The organism is Streptomyces sp. Root431 (assembly GCF_001426585.1).
Lineage (GTDB): Bacteria > Actinomycetota > Actinomycetes > Streptomycetales > Streptomycetaceae > Streptomyces > Streptomyces stackebrandtii.
Genome location: NZ_LMEI01000001.1, coordinates 362,374 through 380,326, shown reverse-complemented (window position 1 = coordinate 380,326; position 17,953 = coordinate 362,374). Strand labels below are relative to the sequence as shown.

At 72.4% G+C, this 17,953-nt stretch carries 18 protein-coding genes; 14 read left to right on the top strand and 4 right to left on the bottom strand.

The features are described 5' to 3' along the window. The first annotated feature begins 43 nt into the window (after positions 1 to 43). The 4 genes from hrcA (at position 44) to ASC82_RS01730 (ending at position 4,168) form a co-directional block, all read left to right on the top strand. On the top strand, positions 44 to 1,063 hold the full coding sequence (hrcA, locus tag ASC82_RS01745; RefSeq protein WP_056640393.1) for a heat-inducible transcriptional repressor HrcA: 1,020 nt from the start codon (positions 44 to 46) through the stop codon (positions 1,061 to 1,063). Continuing rightward, a complete protein-coding gene (gene dnaJ, locus ASC82_RS01740) occupies positions 1,064 to 2,200 on the top strand; it encodes a molecular chaperone DnaJ (protein ID WP_056640391.1) in 1,137 nt (378 codons plus the stop codon). A gap of 145 nt (positions 2,201 to 2,345) precedes the next feature. Then, entirely contained in the window at positions 2,346 to 3,428 is a 1,083-nt protein-coding gene (locus ASC82_RS01735) for a nitronate monooxygenase (protein WP_056640388.1), read from the top strand. Next, complete coding sequence (locus ASC82_RS01730; protein ID WP_056640384.1) at positions 3,425 to 4,168, top strand: 16S rRNA (uracil(1498)-N(3))-methyltransferase; 744 nt, start codon at positions 3,425 to 3,427, stop codon at positions 4,166 to 4,168. The genes ASC82_RS01735 and ASC82_RS01730 overlap by 4 nt, the downstream gene beginning before the upstream one ends. A 6-nt stretch (positions 4,169 to 4,174) precedes the next feature. On the opposite strand, the gene ASC82_RS01725 is transcribed toward ASC82_RS01730, so the two are convergent. After that, the gene (locus ASC82_RS01725) at positions 4,175 to 4,579 is read right to left on the bottom strand and encodes a hypothetical protein (RefSeq protein ID WP_056640381.1); all 405 of its coding nucleotides are present in this window, start codon (positions 4,577 to 4,579) and stop codon (positions 4,175 to 4,177) included. Between the two features lie 93 nt (positions 4,580 to 4,672). On the opposite strand from ASC82_RS01725, the gene ASC82_RS01720 reads away from it, so the two are divergent. From ASC82_RS01720 to ASC82_RS01700, 5 genes are all read left to right on the top strand, one after another. Next, positions 4,673 to 5,995 (top strand): ATP-binding protein, encoded by a 1,323-nt coding sequence (locus ASC82_RS01720; protein WP_056640377.1) that lies wholly within the window; start codon positions 4,673 to 4,675, stop codon positions 5,993 to 5,995. Continuing rightward, a complete protein-coding gene (locus ASC82_RS01715) occupies positions 5,992 to 7,086 on the top strand; it encodes a tetratricopeptide repeat protein (RefSeq protein WP_056640374.1) in 1,095 nt (364 codons plus the stop codon). Before ASC82_RS01720 ends, ASC82_RS01715 begins: the two co-directional genes overlap by 4 nt. Before the next feature lie 78 nt (positions 7,087 to 7,164). Next, positions 7,165 to 7,524, top strand: coding sequence for a histidine triad nucleotide-binding protein (locus tag ASC82_RS01710; protein ID WP_024757720.1), 360 nt, complete (start codon positions 7,165 to 7,167; stop codon positions 7,522 to 7,524). 3 nt (positions 7,525 to 7,527) lie between these two features. Continuing rightward, on the top strand, positions 7,528 to 8,430 hold the full coding sequence (locus ASC82_RS01705; protein WP_056640372.1) for a ribonuclease Z: 903 nt from the start codon (positions 7,528 to 7,530) through the stop codon (positions 8,428 to 8,430). A 10-nt stretch (positions 8,431 to 8,440) separates the two neighbouring features. Then, positions 8,441 to 9,460: an adenosine deaminase gene (locus tag ASC82_RS01700; RefSeq protein WP_056640369.1), complete on the top strand. Its 1,020-nt coding sequence runs from the start codon at positions 8,441 to 8,443 to the stop codon at positions 9,458 to 9,460. Between the two features lie 6 nt (positions 9,461 to 9,466). Here the strand turns inward: ASC82_RS01700 and ASC82_RS01695 are convergent, their stop codons facing one another. Together ASC82_RS01695 and ASC82_RS01690 are read right to left on the bottom strand one after the other, a co-directional pair. Continuing rightward, positions 9,467 to 10,213, bottom strand: coding sequence for a class I SAM-dependent methyltransferase (locus ASC82_RS01695; protein WP_056640364.1), 747 nt, complete (start codon positions 10,211 to 10,213; stop codon positions 9,467 to 9,469). A 225-nt stretch (positions 10,214 to 10,438) separates the two neighbouring features. Then, positions 10,439 to 11,773: an MFS transporter gene (locus tag ASC82_RS01690; RefSeq protein WP_056640361.1), complete on the bottom strand. Its 1,335-nt coding sequence runs from the start codon at positions 11,771 to 11,773 to the stop codon at positions 10,439 to 10,441. Between the two features lie 256 nt (positions 11,774 to 12,029). On the opposite strand from ASC82_RS01690, the gene ASC82_RS01685 reads away from it, so the two are divergent. The 5 genes from ASC82_RS01685 (at position 12,030) to ASC82_RS01665 (ending at position 16,500) form a co-directional block, all read left to right on the top strand. Continuing rightward, positions 12,030 to 13,148 carry a PfkB family carbohydrate kinase gene (locus ASC82_RS01685; protein ID WP_056640358.1) on the top strand — a complete coding sequence of 373 codons (1,119 nt, stop codon included), beginning with the start codon at positions 12,030 to 12,032 and terminating at the stop codon, positions 13,146 to 13,148. Positions 13,149 to 13,253: 105 nt separating this feature from the next. Next, positions 13,254 to 14,333, top strand: a complete 1,080-nt coding sequence (locus ASC82_RS01680) for a PhoH family protein (protein ID WP_056640356.1) — start codon at positions 13,254 to 13,256, stop codon at positions 14,331 to 14,333. A 12-nt stretch (positions 14,334 to 14,345) separates the two neighbouring features. Further along, positions 14,346 to 14,843 carry an rRNA maturation RNase YbeY gene (ybeY, locus tag ASC82_RS01675; protein WP_024757712.1) on the top strand — a complete coding sequence of 166 codons (498 nt, stop codon included), beginning with the start codon at positions 14,346 to 14,348 and terminating at the stop codon, positions 14,841 to 14,843. Positions 14,844 to 14,847: 4 nt separating this feature from the next. Further along, positions 14,848 to 16,143, top strand: a complete 1,296-nt coding sequence (locus ASC82_RS01670; protein ID WP_056640353.1) for a hemolysin family protein — start codon at positions 14,848 to 14,850, stop codon at positions 16,141 to 16,143. Positions 16,144 to 16,146: 3 nt separating this feature from the next. Then, positions 16,147 to 16,500 carry an MmcQ/YjbR family DNA-binding protein gene (locus ASC82_RS01665; protein ID WP_056640351.1) on the top strand — a complete coding sequence of 118 codons (354 nt, stop codon included), beginning with the start codon at positions 16,147 to 16,149 and terminating at the stop codon, positions 16,498 to 16,500. A gap of 1 nt (position 16,501) precedes the next feature. Here the strand turns inward: ASC82_RS01665 and ASC82_RS01660 are convergent, their stop codons facing one another. Then, positions 16,502 to 17,908: an MFS transporter gene (locus ASC82_RS01660; RefSeq protein ID WP_056640348.1), complete on the bottom strand. Its 1,407-nt coding sequence runs from the start codon at positions 17,906 to 17,908 to the stop codon at positions 16,502 to 16,504. Between the last annotated feature and the right edge of the window lie 45 nt (positions 17,909 to 17,953).

The window sequence follows — 17,953 nt, the reverse complement described above, 5'->3', positions numbered from 1 at the left end:
TCCGGAGCAACCGGAACGACGACGACAGGCGGAGGTGCGCACGATGCTCAGCGAACGCAGACTCGAGGTGCTGCGCGCCATCGTCCAGGACTACGTCGGGACGGAGGAGCCGGTCGGCTCGAAGGCGCTCACCGAGCGCCACAAGCTCGGCGTCTCGCCCGCCACGGTCCGCAACGACATGGCCGTGCTGGAGGAGGAGGGCTACATCGCCCAGCCTCACACCAGCGCCGGACGCATCCCGACCGACAAGGGCTACCGCCTCTTCGTCGACCGGCTGGCCGGCGTCAAGCCGCTGTCCACGCCCGAGCGGCGCGCGATCCACAACTTCCTGGACGGAGCCGTCGACCTCGACGACGTCGTCGGGCGCACGGTCCGGCTGCTCGCGCAGCTGACCCGGCAGGTCGCCGTCGTCCAGTACCCCTCGCTGACCCGCTCGACCGTCCGGCACGTGGAGCTGCTCGCGCTGGCCCCGGCCCGCCTGATGCTCGTGCTCATCACGGACACCGGCCGGGTGGAGCAGCGCGTCATCGACTGCCCCGCGCCCTTCGGCGAGACCTCCCTCGCCGACCTGCGGGCCCGGCTCAACAGCCGGGTCGTCGGCCGCCGGTTCGCCGACGTGCCGCAGCTGGTGCAGGACCTCCCCGAGTCCTTCGAGGAGCTCGAGGACCGCGCCACGGTCTCGACCGTGCTCGCGACCCTCCTCGAATCGCTCGTGGAGGAGCACGAGGAGCGGCTGATGATCGGCGGCACCGCCAATCTCACCCGCTTCGGACACGACTTCCCCCTGATGATCAGGCCCGTCCTGGAAGCTCTGGAGGAGCAGGTCGTGCTCCTCAAGCTGCTCGGCGAGGCCAAGGAATCGGGCATGACCGTACGCATCGGGCACGAGAACGCCCACGAGGGGCTGAGCTCCACGTCCGTCGTCTCGGTCGGCTACGGTTCGGGCGGCGAAGCAGTCGCCAAACTCGGCGTGGTCGGACCGACCCGCATGGACTACCCCGGAACGATGGGAGCGGTACGCGCAGTGGCACGTTACGTCGGACAGATCCTGGCGGAGTCGTAAGTGGCCACGGACTACTACGCCGTACTCGGCGTGCGCCGCGACGCTTCCCAGGACGAGATCAAGAAGGCCTTCCGGAGGCTCGCGCGCGAGCTGCACCCGGATGTGAATCCCGATCCGAAGACGCAGGAACGCTTCAAGGAGATCAACGCCGCCTACGAGGTCCTCTCGGACCCGCAGAAGAAGCAGGTCTACGACCTCGGCGGCGACCCGCTCTCGGCCTCCGGCGGGGGCGGCGCGGGCGGCTTCGGCGCGGGTGGCTTCGGCAACTTCTCCGACATCATGGACGCCTTCTTCGGCACGGCCTCACAGCGCGGTCCGCGCTCGCGGACCCGCCGCGGCCAGGACGCGATGATCCGCCTGGAGATCGACCTCAACGAGGCGGCCTTCGGCACCACCAAGGACATCCAGGTCGACACGGCCGTCGTCTGCACCACCTGTTCGGGTGAGGGTGCCGCGCCCGGCACCTCCGCGCAGACGTGTGACATGTGCCGCGGCCGCGGCGAGGTCTCGCAGGTCACCCGGTCCTTCCTGGGCCAGGTCATGACCTCCCGGCCCTGCCCGCAGTGCCAGGGCTTCGGCACCGTCGTCCCGACCCCGTGCCCCGAGTGCGCGGGCGACGGCCGGGTCCGCTCCCGCCGCACCCTCACCGTCAAGATCCCGGCCGGTGTCGACAACGGCACCCGGATCCAGCTCGCCGGCGAGGGCGAGGTCGGCCCCGGCGGTGGCCCGGCCGGCGACCTGTACGTCGAGATCCACGAGATCCCGCACGAGACGTTCCAGCGGCGCGGCGACGACCTGCACTGCACGGTGACCATCCCGATGACGGCGGGCGCGCTCGGCACGAAGGTGCCGCTGCAGACCCTCGACGGCATCGAGGAGATCGACATCCGGCCGGGCACGCAGTCCGGCCAGTCGGTCCCGCTGCACGGCCGCGGCGTCACGCACCTGCGGGGCAACGGCCGGGGCGACCTGATCGTGCACGTCGAGGTGCAGACCCCGGGCAAGCTCGACGCGGAGCAGGAGCGGCTCCTGCGCGAGCTGGCCAAGCTGCGCGGCGAGGAGCGGCCCACCGGGCAGTTCCAGCCCGGTCAGCAGGGCCTGTTCTCGCGCCTGAAGGACGCCTTCAACGGGCGGTAGGCAAGGCTCGGAGAGCAAAGAGGGCGGTACTCGTGGTTCACGGGTGCCGCCCTTTTCCGTACCCGGCGGCTGCCGCTCTTCCCTACCTGACGTACGGACCTCGTACCGATTCGGCCCGCCGGATCCGTCATGAAACGATGCCCGTATGTCCACCACCGCACTGAACGATCTCTTTCGGCATCCGATCGTGCAGGCCCCCATGGCGGGTGGCGCTTCCTGTCCCGAGCTCGTCGGGGCCGTCTGCGAGGCCGGTGCGCTCGGCTTCCTGGCCGCCGGGTACAAGACGGCCGGAGGGCTGTACCAGGAGATCAAGCGGGTGCGCGGGCTCACCTCGCGCCCCTTCGGCGTCAACCTCTTCATGCCGCAGGGCGGCCCGCACGCCGACCCCGCCGCCGTCGAGGTCTACCGCCACCAGCTCGCCGGCGAGGCGACCTGGTACGAGACCTCCCTCGGCGAGGCCGACGACTGCCGCGACGACGGCTACGACGCCAAGCTGGCCATCCTCCTGGACGACCCGGTCCGCGTCGTCTCCTTCACCTTCGGCTGTCCCGCGCCGGAGACGCTCGCCGCCTTCGCCCGCGCCGGAACGTTCACGCTCGTCACGGTCACCTCCGCCGAGGACGCCGTCGCCGCCGAGCGGGCCGGTGCCGACGCCGTCTGCGTCCAGGGCGCCGAGGCCGGCGGCCACCAGAGCACGTACCGCGACGACCCGGCCGACGACGGCACCCCGGGGACCGGGCTCCTCGCCCTCGTCACCCAGGTCCGCGAGAGCGTCGCGCTGCCGGTCGTCGCCACCGGCGGGATCATGCGCGGCGCGCAGATCGCCGCCGCCCTCGCCGCCGGGGCCGACGCCGCCATGCTCGGCACCGCCTTCCTCGGCTGCCCCGAGTCCGGCGCGCACCCGCTGCACAAGCGGGCCCTGACCGATCCGCTCTTCACGCGGACCGCCTTCACCCGGGCCTTCTCCGGGCGTCCCGCGCGCGGACTCGTCAACCGCTTCATGCGCGAGCACGGGCCGTACGCCCCCGCCGCCTACCCCGAGGTCCACCACCTCACCGCCCCGCTCCGCAAGGCCGCCGCCACCTCCGGCGACGCCCAGGGCATGGCCCTGTGGGCCGGGCAGGGTCACCGTCTCGCCCGCGAACTCCCCGCCGGGCAGCTCGTCGAGGTCCTGGCCGCCGAACTCGACACCGCACTCTCCGACCTGGCCCACAGGAGCGCCTCATGACCGCACCCGTCTTCGTCGTCGACACCGTCCCCGGCCCCGGGAGCTTCCTCCTGGACGGGCCCGAGGGCCGGCACGCCGTCTCCGTGAAGCGGCTGCACGAGGGCGAGGAGCTCGTCCTCGCCGACGGCCGGGGCCGCTGGGCCGAGTGCGTGGTGCTCGCCGCCGAGGGCAAGGACCAGCTGACCGTGCGGGTCGCCGAGGTGCACGAGGACCCCGAGGAGTCGCCGCGGATCACCGTCGTCCAGGCGCTGCCCAAGGGCGACCGGGGCGAACTCGCCGTGGAGACCATGACGGAGACCGGGGTCGACGCGATCGTGCCGTGGGCCGCGTCCCGCTGCATCACCCAGTGGAAGGGCGACCGGGGCCTCAAGGCGCTCGCCAAGTGGCGCTCCACCGCCCGCGAGGCGGGCAAGCAGTCGCGGCGCACCCGCTTCCCCGAGGTCGCCGACCTGATGACGACCAAGCAGCTCGCCGCGCTCCTCGCCACCGCCGACTTCGCCGCCGTCCTGCACGAGGACCGCGCGCATCCGTCGGGCGCGCTGGCCACCGCCGAACTGCCCGCGAAGGGCTCGATCGTGCTGATCGTCGGCCCTGAGGGCGGGGTCTCCCCGGACGAGCTCGCGGCCTTCGAGGCGGCCGGGGCGAAGCCGTACCGGCTGGGCCGCAGCGTCCTGCGCACTTCCACGGCGGGCACGGCGGCGACGGCGCTCGTCCTGGGGCGCACCGGCCGCTGGAGCTAGCTGGAGCTAGGGCCTGTCCGGCGGGTCAGGGTCGGACAGGCCCTGGTCGGCCTGCGGGGCTTCTGTCGCCGTCAGGGTGTCGAAGAGCTGCCATCCGTCCTCTTCCGTCTGCCCGTGTGCGGTGGGGACGAGGTCGCGGGCCAGGGCCTCTTCGAGGAAACGGCGCACCACACCCGGCTCGTTGAGGTTGAGCCAACCACCCCCGACGGCCGCCACCTCGCCGAGGCCCATCGGGTAGCCGGCCACGATGCGGCCCGGCAGGTCCCGGAAGACCAGGCGGAGCTGGGCGTGCCGGGTCTCGGCACGGCGCAGGGTGAGGACCGTACGGCAGTCGGGGTGGCGGTGGCGGACGTTCCAGAGCCACGTCGTGCCGTCCACCGTCAGCTTGCGCAGCGCGCCGTCCCGTCTCATCCGGCGCAGTGTACGGATGGCGTTCTTGCCGGACGGCCCTTTTTGCCGGAACCCGGTGGACGGCCGACCCGGGGAGCTTCATAGGGTGGCCGCATGGCCGACGAGTCCCCTCTGATCCGCAGTCTGCGCACCGCCGTTGCCGCCGCTCCCGGTGACGTACCCCTGCGCCTCCACTTCGCCGAGCTGCTCCTTTCCGAGGGACGCAACGAGGAGGCCGTCGCGGAGGCGGCCGTCGCCCTCCAGCACGCGCCCGGGGACGCGGCCGCCCGTGCGCTGATGATGCGGGCGATGGGCATGCCGCCCGTGGCGCCGCCCGTGGTGTCTCCTGTGGTGCCCCCGGTGACGCCTCCCGCCGCCGAGACGCCCGCGGCTCCCGAGGCGCCCGCGGCCGAAGCGCCCGAGGCCCCCGCTCCCGCCCCCGCCTTCGACTGGGCCGCCGCCGAGCAGCAGGTCCAGGACCTCGTCGGGCCGCGCTTCCTGGAGGACCCGCAGGCCGCCGACGGCGAGGGTGCCGCCGGGGACGCCGCCGCCTGGGACGTCGACGCCCCCGGAGCCGTACGCCTCGCCGACGTCGGCGGCATGGAGGAGGTCAAGGACCGGCTGGAGGCCGCCTTCCTCGCCCCCATGCGCAATCCCGAACTGCGCAGGCTGTACGGCAAGTCGCTGCGCGGCGGACTGCTCCTGTACGGGCCGCCCGGCTGCGGCAAGACCTTCATCGCCCGGGCCGTCGCGGGCGAGCTCGGCGCGAACTTCCTCACCGTCTCGCTCTCCGACGTCCTCGACATGTGGATCGGGGCCTCCGAGAAGAACATCCACGACATCTTCGAGACGGCCCGTCGCCAGGCCCCCTGCGTCGTCTTCCTCGACGAGCTGGACGCCCTCGGCGCCAAGCGTTCCCGTACGCACCACAGCGGTCTGCGCAACGTCGTCAACCAGCTCCTCACCGAGCTCGACGGCATCGCGAGCGGCGCCGGCAACGAGGGCGTCTTCGTGCTCGCCGCCACCAACGTGCCCTGGGACGTGGACATCGCGCTCCGCCGCCCCGGCCGCCTCGACCGGACCCTCCTCGTGCTGCCGCCGGACGCCGCCGCCCGGGAGGCGATCCTCCGCTACCACCTGCGCGAGCGCCCCATCGAGGCCATCGACCTCGGCAAGCTCGTCAAGGTCACCGAGGACTTCTCCGGCGCCGACCTCGCGCACCTCTGCGAGACCGCCGCCGAGGCCGCGCTCCTCGACTCCGCCCGCAGCGGCGCCGTACGCCTGATCACCACCAAGGACCTCCTCGGCGCGGCCAAGCAGATCAAGCCGTCCACGGAGCCGTGGTTCGCTGCCGCCCGGAACGTCGCGATGTTCGCCAACGAGGGCGGGCTGTACGACGACCTCCTCGCCTACCTGAAGCGGAAGCGCAAGCTGTGACCACCCCGAACGCGCTCCTGCGCGCCGAGGCGCTGTACGACACCGGACGGTACGAGCAGGCCGGGGCGCTCGTCGCCCAGCACCTGGCGACCGACCCGGAGGACGCCGACGCCCTCGTCCTGCTCGCCCGCTGCCACCACCGGGCCGGCGACGGACAGGCCGCCCTGGCCGCCGTGGACCAGGCGCTGGGCGCCCGGCCCGAGCTGCTCATGGGCTGGCTGATGCGCGTCCAGATCCTGCTGGGCCTGAAGAGGTTCCCGGAGGCCGAGACGACCGCCCGGCGCGCCGTCGCGATCGCCCCGCAGTACTGGGGCAGCCACTACGCGCTCGGCACCGCCCTCGCCGAACACGCCGAGCACGCCCGCACCCCGATGCTCACGTTCGAGGCGTACGAGGCGGCGCGGGCCGCCGTCTCCCTCGGCCCCGAGGAGGACGCGGCGCACTTCCTGGTGGGCCTGACCGCCCAGCGCCGGGGCGACCACGCCACCGCGCAGCGGGCGTACGAGGCGGCTCTGCGGCTCAACCCGCAGAGCAGCGAGGCCCACAACAACCTCTCGCTGCTGCGGCTGCGGCGCCGCTGGTTCCGGCGCGGGGCCTGGACGCAGGCCGCCGAGGGCTTCGTGGCCTCCGCCGCGCTCGACATCGACGACCGCAAGGCCCGCTACAACCTGGAGGCCATGGCCTGGAACACCGCGGCCGGGGCCCGCTGGGTGGCGCTCGTCGGCTTCGTCGCCTCCGCCGTCGCCGTCGTCTCGATCCCCGACCGCGCGACCTGGGGCGACGCGGCCGTCCCGCTCCTGCTCGGCGGGGCCGTGCTCGTCGGCGCCTGGACCGGGTGGGCGGTGTGGATGTCGCGCCGGGTGCCGGCCAGGCTGCGCCGCCCGCTGCTCCTCGTGGCGCGCAACTGCCGGCCCGTGCTGTTCATGGCCGGGGCCGTCGGGCTGCTCGGTCTCTACTCGCTCGTCTCGCTCGGCCTGTGGTCCTTCGACTCGGGGGTGGTGAGCGGATTCGGCACGCCCCTGTTCTGGGGTGTGATCATCACGTACTGGGTGAGCCGCTCGGCCCTGAACCGGCGCGCGCCGAAGGACTGACCGGGGAGCGGTCCGGCCGGTGGCGGCGGATAGCATTCCCGTCGTACCGATCCACACCAGAGCGAGGAGGCCCGGGACATGGCCGGAGAGCCGCAGAGCGACTGCCTGTTCTGCAAGATCGCGGAAGGGGAGGTGCCGGCGACGATCGTGCGCGAGACCGAGACGACCGTCGCGTTCCGCGACATCAACCCGCAGGCGCCCACGCACGTCCTCGTCATCCCGCGGCTGCACTACCCGGACGCCGCCTCCCTGGCCGCCGCCGCGCCGACCGTCGCCGCCGACATACTGCGCGAGGCCGGAGAGGTCGCCGCGCAGGAGAAGGTCGACGGCCACGGCTTCCGGATCGTCTTCAACACCGGAGCCGGCGCGGGCCAGACCGTCTTCCACGCCCACGCGCACGTGCTGGGCGGCCGCGGTCTCAACTGGCCCCCCGGATAACCCGTGTCCGTACGCGAACTGGTCGTCCTCGGGACCGCCAGCCAGGTCCCGACCCGGCACCGCAACCACAACGGCTATCTGCTGCGCTGGGACGGTCAGGGCATCCTCTTCGATCCCGGCGAGGGCACCCAGCGCCAGATGCTGCGGGCCGGGGTCGCCGCGCACGACCTCGACCGGATCTGCGTCACGCACTTCCACGGCGACCACTCGCTCGGCCTGGCCGGGGTGATCCAGCGGATCAACCTCGACCAGGTCCCGCACCCGGTCACCGCCCACTACCCGGCGAGCGGGCAGCACTTCTTCGAGCGGCTGCGGTACGCCACGGCCTACCGCGAGACCGTGAAGCTGACCGAGGCGCCCGTCGCCGCCGACGGGCCGCTCGCGGTCACCGAGACCTTCACGCTCGACGCGCGCAAGCTCTCCCACCCCGTCGAGTCGTACGGCTATCGGATCGTCGAGCCCGACGGGCGCCGCATCCTGCCCGAGCGGCTCGCCGCGCACGGCATCAAGGGCCCCGACGTGGGCCGGATCCAGCACGACGGCGTGCTCGGCGGCGTGACGCTCGACGAGGTCAGCGAGGTCCGGCGGGGGCAGCGCTTCGCCTTCGTCATGGACACCCGTCTCTGCGACGGGGTGTACGCGCTGGCCGAGGGCGCCGACATGCTCGTCATCGAGTCGACCTTCCTCGACGAGGACGTCCGGCTCGCCACAGACCACGGCCATCTGACGGCAGGACAGGCGGCGGCCGTCGCGCGGGACGCGGGCGTGCGCCACCTCGTCCTGACCCACTTCTCCCAGCGCTACAGCGACCCGGCCGAGTTCGAGCGGCAGGCGCGGGCGGCCGGGTTCGACGGCGAACTGAGCATTGCCCAGGACCTCATGAGGGTCCCCGTACCGAAGAGATAGAGCACCACCCATGCCCCTCCCCACGGCACTCCCGACGGCTCTTCCCAAGGCCGAACTGCACCTCCACATCGAAGGCACCCTCGAACCCGAGCTGGCCTTCGCGCTCGCCGCGCGCAACGGCGTCACCCTGCCCTACGCGGACACGAACGCCCTGCGCGAGGCGTACGAGTTCAGCGACCTCCAGTCCTTCCTGGACCTCTACTACGGCCTGATGGCGGTCCTGCGCACCGCAGAGGACTTCACCGAGCTCGCCGACGCCTATCTGGAGCGGGCCGCGGCCCAGGGCGTCCGGCACGCCGAGATCTTCTTCGACCCGCAGGCGCACACCGCGCGCGGAGTCGCGATCGGCACCGTCGTCGAGGGCCTCGGGGCCGCCCTCGACCGGGCCGAGGAGCGGTACGGCATCTCGACGCGGCTCATCATGTGCTTCCTGCGCGACGAGTCCGCCGAGTCGGCCCTTGCCACCCTGGAGGCCGCGAAGCCGCACCTGCACCGGATCACCGGCGTCGGTCTGGACTCGGCGGAGGTCGGCCACCCGCCGGCGAAGTTCCGCGAGGTGTACGAGGAGGCCGCCCGGCTCGGACTGCGCCGCGTCGCCCACGCGGGCGAGGAGGGCCCCGCGGAGTACGTCCGCGAGGCCCTGGACGTCCTCGGCGTGGAGCGCGTCGACCACGGTCTGCGCTGCATGGAGGACCCGGAGCTCGTCGCCCGGCTGGCCCGCGAGCGGGTGCCGCTGACGCTCTGCCCCCTGTCGAACGTCCGGCTGCGCGTCATCGACACCCTCGCCGACCACCCGCTGCGCGCCATGATGGACGCGGGCCTGCTGGTGACGGTGAACTCCGACGACCCGGCCTACTTCGGCGGCTACGCGGGCGACAACTTCGACGCCGTCCGGGCCGCCCTGGCCCTGGAGCCGGAACAGCTCCGCGAACTCGCCCGCAACTCCTTCGAGGCCTCCTTCCTGGAGGACGACGAGCCGCGCAGGGCCCGGTACCTCGCGGAGGTGGAGGCCTTCGACTTCGGGGCGTAGCGGACGTCAGGCGCGGCAGCGCAGCAGTTCCAGCGGCGGGTTGGAGCGCATGTCCGCCCAGAACTCCTCGCCGTACTCACGGATGCCCGCCTCGGACACCGACAGCGGGACCCACTCCAGTGCGCCGAACCCGGCCGCCTTCAGGGACTGCTCGTAGACCTCGCGGCGCGGGCAGGTCGTGATGATGGTGATCGGCTGCGGGTCGAGGAGCGCCGTGAGCCGCCCGCGGCTGCCCGTCTCGATCTCCTCGCCGGTCGCCTCGATGCGGAAGCCGTACTTGTCCAGCGGCGGGCCGTCGTACCGGAAGTCGGGCGTCTGGACGAGCAGGAAGAACTCACCGCCCGGCTTCAGGTTCTTGTGGATGTTCGCGCACATCCGCTCCATCTCGGCGATGTCCCCGGCGTAGTTGAGACACTGCACGCCCAGTGCGATGTCGAAGCGCCGGTCGAGCTGCCGCAGCTCGGAGACGTTGCCGACCTCGTAGACCACGCCCAGCGGGTCACGCTGGTCGATCTCCTTCGCGGCGGCGATCATCTCGACGGAGATGTCGACGCCGAGGACCTCGGCGGCGCCGCGCCGCTTGAACTCCCTGCTGTAGAAGCCGGTGCCGCACGCCAGGTCGAGGACCGACCTGCCGGTCACGTCCCCGACCAGGGCAAGGAAGCTCGGTACCTCGCCGTAACGCATCAGCGGCAGGGACTTGAATCCCTCGAAGGCCTCACCGATCTCGTCGTACTGATCCTGCACGCTCACGTGCTTCCCCCATCTGCGTCGGTCCTGTGGGCGGCCATGCCGAACAGCCCCCCCGGTGGAGGAGGGTTGGCCGGCAGTGGTCGTGGCAGTGAGTCTGCGCCCGCCCCGCACGGCCTCCGTATTGGCGGATCACACGAAGAAGTCGGCCGGGTGGCGCTCGTATCACCCAACAAGCGGATTCACCACGAGATGAACGCCGCAGGTGGCAGGGGGTGGAGCCCGCCGCTATCCGCGGTCCGAGGGACGCGCCAGACGGAAGGCCGATTTCGCCGCGCGGCGGCGGGCGGTGCCGACGGGGAACTCGGTGACCGGCTGTTCCGGGGCGCCCATCTGAGGGACGAGGGCGGAGGACGCCGAGGCCGTGCCCGCGAGGACCGCGGCAGGGGCGCCGCCGCGGCGCCGGACGGAGCCCGGGACGAGGGGGCGGCCGGAGGCGTGGCGGGCCACGGCCGTCATGGGGACCGCGACGAGGAGGAGCAGGGCGCAGAGGACCACGCCCATGCCCGGGTACCCGGCGCTCTCCGAGAGCAGGCTGCCGACGACCGGGCCGCAGGCCACGCCCAGGGAGGACGCCGAGCCGACCAGGACGGCCCAGCGGCCGCGCGGGTCGAGGGAGGCGGCCAGGCCGAGGAGGTACGAGAGGACGACCGGGTAGACGGCGTTCCACAGGATCTCGCCGGTCGCGAAGGAGGCCAGGTTCCCGGCGGCCGAACTCAGCAGCACGCAACCCGCGATGGCGGCGGTGCCCACGCCGATCGGCACCGCCCGGCCGAGGCGCGAGCCGAGCGCGCCGGCCGCCGTGACCCCGGCGAGCCCCGCGCCGAGCGCCGCCGCGAAGACCGCGCCGACGGTGACCTCGGAGAGCCCGGCCTGGGTCAGTCCGATGCGGCCGCTCACGCCCCAGAGCGCGTTCTGCGCGAGGGACCAGCACAGGATGCCCCCGGCGAGCACGGCCCCGGCCCTGCGGTACGGCAGCGGGCCCGCGGGGGAGTCCGTACGGGTTCCGCGCGCGCGCGTGGAGCCCGCCAGCCGGCCCGTCAGCGGCCACACCAGGACCGCCGCGCAGGCGATCGCGAGCAGCGGGGGCGCGTGGCCGCCGCCCAGGTGCGGCAGCGTGAGGTAGAGGGCGCCCGCGGTGGCCGAGACGGTGAGCAGGCCCAGCGTCGAGGCCTGGTGCGGGTCGCGCTCGCCGGCGATCCCGGCCGCGGCGACCGCCGTCGCCGTGCCCGAGCCGAGGCCGCCGAGGACGGCGCCCGCGACCACCAGGGGCACGGTGTGGGTCGCGGCGGCGGAGCCGTATCCGACGGCCATGGCGAGGAGGCCCGCGCGGGCCGCGGTGCGGGGGCCGATCCGCTCGCCGCGCGCGGCGAGCGTGAATCCGGCGGCGGAGGAGCCGAGCAGCAGCACCGAGCCGACCAGGCCGGCCTGGGAGGGGCCGAGGCCGAGGCCCGAGGCGAGGCGGCCGACGACGGTCGGCAGCAGGTACGGGGCGAGGTAACCGGCGGTGAAGAGGGCGACGAGGGCGACGAGGGCCCCCGAGCCGCGCAGGCGCGACGACATGGGCGTTCCCGGGAAAGGAAAAGGGAGGGGTGGAGCGCCCGGTGGTGCACGGAGCACGGGGTCGCGGAACCATGTGTATCAAGCAGGTGAGTTGCCCGAGAAGGTGGTATCCGAGGGTAAAGTGTGTGATCCGGGTCACTATCGGTTTGGTCTGCGGGTTTGCGGGTAGGGGGTAGACCTTCCTCGTGCGTCCCACCCGTCACCCGGCCCCCATCGGGCACACTGAACTGATCCGCACCACGTACGGGGAGCCGCCGTGAGCACAGCAAGGGGAGACCAGCCGCAACACCACGCCGGGGTCGACCCGTTGGTGTGCCTGCGCGAGCCCACCGACCCCGACTGCGACGTCTTCCTGACGGGCACGGTCTTCCTCGACATCATCTTCACGGGCCTCGACAGCGCCCCCGTCCGCGGCACCGAGTCCTGGGCCCGCGGCATGGGCTCCAGCCCCGGCGGCGTCGCCAACATGGCCACCGCCCTCGCCCGCCTCGGCCTGCGCACCTCCCTCGCCGCCGCCTTCGGCGACGACCACTACGGCGAGTACTGCTGGGACGCCCTGGAGCAGGGCGAGGGCATCGACCTGAGCCTCTCCCGCACCGTCCCCGGCTGGCACTCCCCGGTGACCGTCTCCATGGCCTACGAGGGCGAGCGCACGATGGTCTCCCACGGCCACGAGGCCCCGCCGCTCGACGGCGCCCTGCCCGCCTACCCGCCGCACGCCCGCGCCGCCGTCGCCTCCCTCGTCCCCGGCCGCAGCGAGGAGTGGGTCGCCCAGGCCGCCCGCGGCGGCGCCAAGGTCTTCGCCGACGTCGGCTGGGACGACACCGGCCACTGGGACCTCGCGGGCCTCACCGACCTGGAGCACTGCGAGGCCTTCCTGCCCAACGCCGCCGAGGCCATGCGGTACACCCGCACCGACTGCCCCCGGGCCGCCGCCCGCGCCCTCGCCGACAAGGTCCGCTACGCCGTGGTCACTCTCGGTGCCGAGGGCGCCTACGCGGTCGACGGCGCCACCGGCGAGACCGCCGAGGTCCCCGCCATCCAGGTCTCCGCCCTCGACCCGACCGGTGCGGGGGACGTCTTCGTCGCCGGTTTCGTCACCGGCACCCTCGCGGACTGGCCCCTCGCCGACCGGCTCGCCTTCGCCGGCCTCACCGCGGCCCTCTCCGTCCAGGAGTTCGGCGGCTCGCTCTCCGCCCCCACCTGGGGCGAGATCGCCGCCTGGTGGCAGCACGTCCAGGGGCACGCGAAGCAGGACCCCGAGGCGCTGCGCGGCCGGTACGCCTTCCTGGAGCGGCTCCTGCCCGCCCCCGCCCGCCCCTGGCCGCTGCGCCGGGCGGTGCCCACGATCGGCTTCCGTGCGGCCGCTTCGTAAATCCCTTCGGTCGGTCCCCGCCAGGTCGTAGGCTTGGAAGCCGAGAGGTTGTCGAGCAGCGAGAACCCTGCAACGGGAGGTATGCGCAGGCCACAGTGCCGGCCCATGACTCAGACACCCACAGCCCACGACGGATCGTCCCTCGACGGGACGACCGACCAGGCCCGCGCCCACTTCACCGTCCCCGCGAAGCATCCGATGGTGAGCCTGCTGGGCTCCGGTGACGCGCTGCTCCGCGTCATCGAGAAGTCCTTCCCGCGGGCCGACATCCATGTCCGGGGCAACCAGGTCAGCGCGGTCGGGGACGCGGCGGAAGTCGCCCTGATACAGCGCCTGTTCGACGAGATGATGCTGGTGCTCCGCACCGGTCAGCCGATGACGGAGGACGCAGTGGAACGTTCGATCGCCATGCTCAGGGCGAGCGAGAACGGATCGGCGGACGGCGGCGGCGAGACCCCCGCCGAGGTGCTCACGCAGAACATCCTCTCCAGCCGGGGCCGCACGATCCGTCCCAAGACGCTCAACCAGAAGCGGTACGTCGACGCGATCGACAAGCACACGATCGTCTTCGGCATCGGCCCCGCCGGTACCGGCAAGACCTACCTCGCCATGGCCAAGGCGGTCCAGGCCCTGCAGTCCAAGCAGGTCACCCGGATCATCCTGACCCGGCCCGCCGTCGAGGCGGGCGAGCGGCTCGGCTTCCTGCCCGGCACGCTCTACGAGAAGATCGACCCGTACCTGCGCCCGCTCTACGACGCGCTGCACGACATGCTCGACCCCGACTCGATCCCCAAGCTCATGGCGAGCGGGACGATCGAGGTCGCGCCGCTGGCCTACATGCGAGGACGGACGCTCAACGACGCGTTCATCATCCTCGACGAGGCGCAGAACACGAACCCCGAACAGATGAAGATGTTCCTCACCCGTCTCGGCTTCGACTCGAAGATCGTCATCACCGGTGACGTCACCCAGGTCGACCTGCCGAACGGCACGAAGAGCGGTCTTCGCCAGGTCCGCGACATCCTGGACGGTGTCCCGGACGTCGCCTTCTCGACGCTCACGTCGCAGGATGTCGTCCGGCACAAGCTCGTCGGCCGTATCGTCGACGCGTACGAGCAGTACGACCTCCGCACCGAGAGCCGCGACGACCGCGGCGAGCACCGGCGCGGCCGTAACGGGAAGTAGAACGCAGAACACATGTCGATCGACGTCAACAACGAGTCCGGTACCGAGGTCGACGAGCAGGCGATCCTCGACATCGCCCGCTACGCGCTCGCGCGCATGCGCATCCACCCCCTCTCCGAGCTCTCGGTGATCGTCGTGGACGCGGAGGCGATGGAGCAGCTCCACATCCAGTGGATGGACCTGCCCGGGCCGACGGACGTCATGTCCTTCCCGATGGACGAGCTCCGTCCGCCGGCGAAGGACGACCAGGAGCCCCCGCAGGGGCTCCTGGGCGACATCGTGCTCTGCCCCGAGGTCGCCACCCAGCAGGGCAAGGACGCGCCGACGGAGCACTCCATGGACGAGGAGCTCCAGCTCCTCACCGTCCACGGGGTGCTCCACCTCCTCGGGTACGACCACGAGGAGCCCGAGGAGAAGGCCGAGATGTTCGGCCTCCAGGCGGCGATCGTCGACGGCTGGCGCGCGGAGAAGGGCCTCACCGGCCCGTCCCCGGCGCCGACCGTCTCCTGACCCGATGGACGTGTCGCTGATCCTCGGCGCGGTCGCCCTGGTCGTCGTCGCCTGGCTCGCCGCCTGCGCCGAGGCCGGTCTCGCCCGCGTCACCAGCTTCCGCGCCGCCGAGGCCGTACGGTCCGGGCGGCGCGGGGCCGAGAAGCTCGCCCAGATCGCCGCCGACCCGACCCGCTATCTCAACGTGGCGCTGCTCGTCCGCGTCGCCTGCGAGATGGCGGCCGGCGTCCTCGTCACGTACGCCTGCCTCGAAGCCTTCCCGGAGACCTGGGAGGCACTGCTCGTCGCCATCGCCGTCATGGTCCTCGTCTCGTACGTGGCCGTCGGCGTCTCGCCGCGCACCATCGGCCGCCAGCACCCGCTGAACACGGCGACCGCCGCCGCGTACGTCCTGCTGCCGCTCGCCCGGATCATGGGGCCGATCCCGCAGCTGCTCATCCTCATCGGCAACGCGCTGACGCCGGGCAAGGGCTTCCGCAAGGGCCCCTTCGCCTCCGAGGCCGAGCTGCGGGCCATGGTCGACCTCGCCGAGAGCGAGTCGCTCATCGAGGACGAGGAGCGCCGCATGGTGCACTCGGTCTTCGAACTCGGCGACACGCTCGTCCGGGAGGTCATGGTGCCGCGCACCGACCTCGTCTGCATCGAGCGGTACAAGACGATCCGTCAGGCCCTCACCCTCGCGCTGCGCTCCGGTTTCTCCCGGATCCCGGTCACCGGCGAGAACGAGGACGACATCGTCGGGATCGTGTATCTGAAGGACCTCGTCCGCAAGACGCACATCAACCGCGAGTCCGAGGCGGACCTCGTGTCGACCGCGATGCGGGCCGCCACCTTCGTGCCCGACACGAAGAACGCCGGGGACCTGCTGCGCGAGATGCAGCAGGAGCGCAACCACGTCGCCGTCGTCATCGACGAGTACGGCGGCACGGCCGGCATCGTCACCATCGAGGACATCCTCGAGGAGATCGTCGGCGAGATCACCGACGAGTACGACCGCGAACTGCCGCCCGTCCAGGACCTGGGCGCGGGCAGCCACCGCGTCACCGCCCGCCTCGACATCGGGGACCTGGGCGAGCTGTACGGCTTCGGCCCCGACGAGTACGACGACGAGGACGTGGAGACCGTCGGCGGACTGCTCGCCAAGGCCCTCGGCCGCGTGCCGATCGCCGGCGCGAAGGCGGTCGTCGCCCTGCCGGACGGCCGCTCGCTGCGGCTCACGGCCGAGTCCCCGGCCGGCCGCCGGAACAAGATCGTCACCGTGCTCGTGGAACCGCTGGAACCGCAGGAACCCGAGGAGTAGCCGATGACCCCCGACGAGCTGCGCGCCTTCTGCCTGGACTTCAACGACGCGGTGGAGGAGTTCCCCTTCGGTCCTGACTTCTCCGTGTTCAAGGTCGTAGGGAAGATGTTCGCGCTGTCGTGGCTCGATGCCGAGCCGCTGCGGGTCAACCTCAAGTGCGATCCGGACGAGGCCGTACGGCTCCGCGAGGAGCATCCGGCCGTCGCCCCCGGCTATCACATGAACAAGCGCCACTGGAACACGGTGACCGTCGGAGAGCTCCCGGACCTGATGGTCCGGGAGCTCGTCGAGGACTCGTACGACCTCGTCGTCGCCGGTCTCCCCAAGGCGGTACGGCTCCGCCTCGACCGGCCGTAGGTCAGGCGCGTCGCCGCAGGCCGAGGGCGACGAGCACCGCCGTACCGAGCACGATCGCCGCGTCCAGGGCGAGGACCGTGCGGACGCCCCCGAACAGATCGCCGCCCGTCGTGGCGAGCACCCCGAGCAGCGGGATCCCGATCGTGAGCCCGACCTGCTGAGTGGTCGTCACCAGGCCGGTCGCCAGGCCCTGCTCCTCGTCCGGGACGCCCGAGGTGACGATCAGTCCGTACGAGATGATCGCGCCCAGGTGGAACATGCAGGCCAGCGAGGCCGCGACCGTCGCCAGGAGCACGCCCGAGTCCCGCCCGACGCCGAGGATCGCGGCCGTCAGGAGGCCCTGCCCGGCGAGCGAGCCGACCAGGACGCGGCGGGCGCCGAACCTGCCGATCACCTTCGGTGCGAGCATCCCGGCCACGACCGCGAAGACGCCCTGGACGCCGAAGACGAGCCCGGTGCCGAACGGCGAGAGGTCCAGCGTCTCCTGGAGGTACAGCGTCAGGACGAAGACGACGGTCGACATCATCGAGAAGGTGATCAGACCGCCCAGGTTGCCGAAGGCGACCGTGCGCCGCCGCAGCATCGGCAGCGAGACCAGCGGGGCCGCGTGCCGGGACTCGACCCGGACGAAGACCGCGAGCAGCAGCAGCCCCGCCACCAGCGTGACCTGCACGTCCGTCCGGCCGAAGCCGTGCTCGGCGGCCGTCGACAGCGAGTAGATCAGGGCGAGCAGACCACCGGTGACGGTCACCGCGCCCGGCACGTCGAGCCGGGGCTTCTCGGGGGTGCGGGACTCGGGCAGCAGGCCCGGCGCCAGCGGGAGCACGATCACGGTGAAGAGGGCGAGCAGGCCCATGGTGGAGCGCCAGCCGAGGGTGTCGGTCATGACCCCGCCCAGCACCATGCCGACGGTGAAGCCGAGCGAGAGCAGGGTGCCGGAGATCCCGAGCGCCTTGTCCCGCAGCGGACCCTCGGGGAAGGTCGTCGTCAGGAGCGACATGCCGGTGGGGACGATCGCGGCGGCGCCGATGCCCTGGAGGGCGCGGCCGGCGAGGAAGGCGGCCGGGTTCCAGGCGAAGGTGGCGAGCAGCGAGGCCGCGCCGAAGAGCGCGAGCCCGGCGAGGAAGAGCTTCTTGCGTCCGTAGAGGTCGCCGATCCGTCCGAAGAGGAGCAGGAAACCGCCGGACGGCAGGGCGAAGGCGGTGACGGCCCACTGGAGGGCGGACTGGCTCAGGCCGAGGTCGGCGCCGAGGACGGGAAGGGCGACGTTCAGGACGGAGAAGTCGAGCGCCACCATGAACTGGGCGGCGCACAGGACGAAGAGGATGAGCCGGTTGCGGCCGGTCAGGGAGGCCGGGGCGGCCGGGGGAGCGGCGGGCGGAGCGGGGGAAGTGGTCGTCGTTGCCATGCCGACGACTCTCCCGCCACGGGAACAAGGGTGGGGAGCGGGTAC